Here is a 4,552-nt window from a genome sequence, read left to right as displayed (position 1 = left end):
CATCAACTTTTTTAATTTCTACTGTTCCTTTTATTCTAGTGTTTTCAATTTCATATGAATATACTGAATTATTCTCTTTAACACTTACTTCAATTTTTTTATCAGTACCAATATAGCCTTCTGGAGTTTTAGTTTCTTTAATATAATAATCTCCATATACTATATCTTCGAATAATGCTATTCCATCCTCATTAATTACTGTAGTTCCAATAACTTCATCATCATTGTTATAAAGTGTAAATTCTGCTCCAACTACTTTATTTCCATCTTGATCTAACTTATTAATCTTTATGTCAGCTTTAATTTTAGTATCAGTAATTTTTCCTGCTTCATAAATTAGACCAGTTTCATTGCTATCTACACTAACCTTTAATATTTCTTCTGAAAGGTTGTACCCTTCTGGAGCTATAGATTCTTTTACTTTATAATCTCCATAAGGTACATTCGTAAATATAACTAGTCCATTTTCATCTGTTACAGCCTTTTGAACTACATTACCTTCTAAATCATATAAGGTAATTTCCGCATTAGATAAGAACTTATCATATTCATCTATTTTTACTACTTTAATATTGCCTAATATTCTTTCATTTTCTATAGTTTCTCTTAAAACTACTTCATTATCTTTTATCTCAAAATCATGTCTTGTGCTGTCTAATACATATCCTTCTGGTGCCTTAGTTTCAATATAATAGTAGTTTCCGTAAACTAAATCTTCAAATTTAGCTATTCCATTTTCATCTGTTTCAACTTTTTGAACTTCTTTATCAAATAAATCATAAACAGTGAATTCTGCACCCTTTAACTGATTATTATTTCCATCACTCTTTGAAATTTCAAGATTACCCTTTATTCTAGTATTTTCAATTTCAATAGATTTATCAACATTATTTTCTTTGATACTAACATCGAACTTTTCATCAGTTCCTATATATCCTTCTGGAGTCTTAGTTTCTTTAATATAGTAATCTCCGTACACTACATCTTCAAATAATGCTACTCCATCTTCATTAGTGACTGCAGTACTAATAACTTCATCATCACTATTATAAAGAGTAAATTCTGCTCCAACTACCTTGTTTGCATCTTGATCTAACTTATTAATCTTTATATTATCTCTAATTTTAGTATTCGTAATTGTTCCTGCTTCATAAAGTAATCCAGTTTCTTCTTGATCTACACTAACCTTTAATACTTCTTTTGAAAGGTTGTACCCTTCTGGGGCTTTAGTTTCTTTTACTTCATAATCTCCATAAGGAATATTGGTAAATGTCACTAGTCCATTTTCATCTGTTAGAGCCTTTTGAACTACATTACCTTCTAAATCAGATAAAGTGATTTCTGCATTTGCTAAGAAATTAGTATCTTCATCTACCTTTACTACCTTAATATTTCCTAATATTTTTTCATTATTTACAGTTTCTTTTAAAACTACTCCATTTTCACTAATAGTAAAATAATGTCTAGAACTATTTAATACATACCCTTTTGGAGCCTTAGTCTCAACATAATAATAGTTTCCGTAGACTAAGTTTTCAAATTTAACTATTCCATTTTCATCTGTTATTCCTTTAGCTGCTTCATTTTCAGATGTTTTATTATAAACAGTAAATTCTGCTCCCTTTAATGCCATATTATTTTCATCTAATTTTAATAATTCTAAATTAGCTTTAATAATACTATTTTCAAAAATACGAGTTATATTTTTACTATCATCTCCACTTTTTATAGTAAACTCCTGAATACTATTTTCATTTAGCATATACCCTTCTGGTGGAGCCACCTCTTTTACGTAATATGGAATATCAAACCTGATTCCATTAAATGTTAAAGCTCCTTCTTTATTTGTTTCACCTGAATCAATTTCATTTTTATATCTATCTAATAAAATAAACTTAGCTTCGTCAAGGCTATTCTTAGTCTCTTTATCTACTTTTTTTAAAGTTATAGAACCTAGTTCACCTACCCCACCACTACTTCCACCTTGGAATTTTACATTTATTTTATTTGAGTTTCCAGTTCCATTCATATTACTTCCTTTGAAATATGCCTTATTTTCAAAAGGAGATTTACTTTCATCTGTAACATAAGTTCTAAAAGTTAAAACATACGGTGAGTCTACTTTATTATTAAATTTAAAGGTAAATTTTCTAGTAGTCTTTTCATACTTAACACTATTCTCATTTAATTCAACTTGGTTTCCTTTACTTAAAGCACCATTTCCTGAATTAACAACGCCCTTAAATAATTCAACTGATGTTGTATCTAATTCTAATCCTTCTTGTAAAATATCCTCTATTTCGGCATCTCCTATTGGAACTGAATTAGAGTTTATTGATATCTTCCAATCTATATAATCATTTCCCTCTTTATAATCAGCTGTTTTACTTATTACTGAATTCTCTATCTCTTTAGATACTTCGCTAAATACATCCGGTGGTATAATACCTCCACTTATTTCAGCTTTATTTCTTATAGTTATTGGTTCATTATTATAAAACAGATTATCATCAGTAATCTTAGTTTTAAAAGTAATTTCATAAGTATCATTTATTTCATCATTAAAAGTATAAGTTAATGTTCCTGTTATATCCTTATTATCTGGATCATATTTAAGTCCAATCTTATCAACATCTACTTCCTCTTTTGTATTACCATCCTTTATTTTCTCTATTTTGAAAGATTTTTCGAGGAATTCTTGTCCTAAAGTAATATTATCTATAACTTTTACACCATTTAACTTAGTTTTATTTGTATTAACAATTATCTTCCAAGCCAATTCCTTAGTAAAATAATCATATCCAATATTTTCTTTTTTAATTACTTCACTAGATACATTCTGAGTCCCTTCAGAATTTGCGCTTGGTATATTATCAGCCGTTAATACTACATTATTTTTATACTCTTTGTTACTTACATTTGATGCATAAACCTTATTATCTGTTAGTTCTGTTTTAAATGTTATAGTATATTCCGTATTAATGCTCTTTTTAAATTCATAATTAATAGTGCCTGTTTTTACAGTATCTGTACTGTCTGCTTCTTTATAGCTGAATCCACTTGTATCTGCATTATCTCCTTCAATCTCAAATGAATCTTTCACATATTTTTGTCCTGCTGGTATATCGTCTTGAATTATTGGATTATTAATTTCCATTTTATTACTGTTGACTTTTATTTGCCATGTTATATAATGATTTTTTGCATCATATCCTAAACCATTCTTTCTAACAATATTACTTGTTATCCCTACACCATTTGAATTATCAGATGCTATTAATTTTTCTCCAATAAATACATTAGCTGTATTGGTAAAACTCTTATATTCATTATTTTTATAAAAATCCTCATCTTTTATTTTAGTTGAAAAAGTTATAGTATGTTGTTCACTTATTTTCTTTTCAAAAGTGTAAGATAACTTGTTATCCTTATATTCAAAAGTAGTAGTACTTGTATCATCAACCTTAAAAGTATCACTTATTAACTCTAGCCCCTCTGGGATAATATCTTCTACCTTAAAATTATCAAGATCTAAATTATTATTATTTACTTGAATAATCCAATCTATTTGCCCAATTAATTTCCCATTTTCATCTCTATATGTGCTATCTTTTCCTAATTTCTGAATATAATCTGTTTTCACATTTACTTTAGCTATATTTGATTCTTTTTTTCCACCATCCATGTCTAATAAAGCTTTATTCTCTAAGTCTTTGGATTTATTTTCTGAAGCTAAAATACTTATATCACTAATTTTTGTTTTAAAAGAAATTATGTGTTTCTCATTAACGTCATTAGGAAATTCATATATTAATATCCCTGAATTCTCTTTATCGGAAGGATCTGCCTCAGTATAAGAAAGACCAGATACAATTGATTGTCCATCCAACATTGCTGACCCCATTATATACTCTTGTCCAAAGGGAATATTATCTATTATTTTCGCACTTTTTACATTAACATTTTTTTCATTAAACTCTATATACCAAGTAATTTCATTTCCACTTCCATCATATTTTCCACTTTTTCTTATAGACGTTTCTGGAGGTGGATCCTGCTTAAACTTTACTTCAACTACTATTGGTTCAACTTCTGCCCCTAACTTAAATTCTATTTTTTCAATAGGTTCATTTCCTATATTATTCTGATCAAAGACAGCATCATACTGGAAATATCCTTCTACATTAGAATGAGTGCTTACATAATCAGTGAATTTAATTTTTACCTCTCCATTTGTCTCAAAGCTTGCCACTGCTATTATTTTGCCATCAGCATCCTTAATATCTAAATTAAAAGAATATTCCAAAGCAATTTGTATAGGTACCTTATGAGTATAAACATCGTCTTTCTTTATATTATTATCATTAGGAATTTTAAAATCATATCTTATACGTACCCCAGAAGACTTATCTATATTTTCTCCCAAAGGGTTATTCTGTAAATCTGTAAGTTTAACACTTGTAATAAATATAAACTCTTTATTTTCTTCGGCTTTTACTATATCTCCGTGACCAATTCCGGAAAATAACTGCATTATAAATAATACTAGTAC

Annotated in this window: 1 protein-coding gene; it reads right to left on the bottom strand. The window is 27.9% G+C overall.

Annotated features, from left to right (window positions below):
* A partial coding sequence (locus E6248_RS13560) for a SpaA isopeptide-forming pilin-related protein (protein WP_316341322.1) occupies positions 1-4,552 on the bottom strand: 4,552 nt, incomplete at both ends.

This window comes from Clostridium sp. (assembly GCF_032552055.1).
Taxonomy (GTDB): domain Bacteria; phylum Bacillota; class Clostridia; order Clostridiales; family Clostridiaceae; genus Clostridium.
Note: the sequence above shows the minus strand (reverse complement) of the source record. Positions and strands in the feature narration are given on the sequence as shown.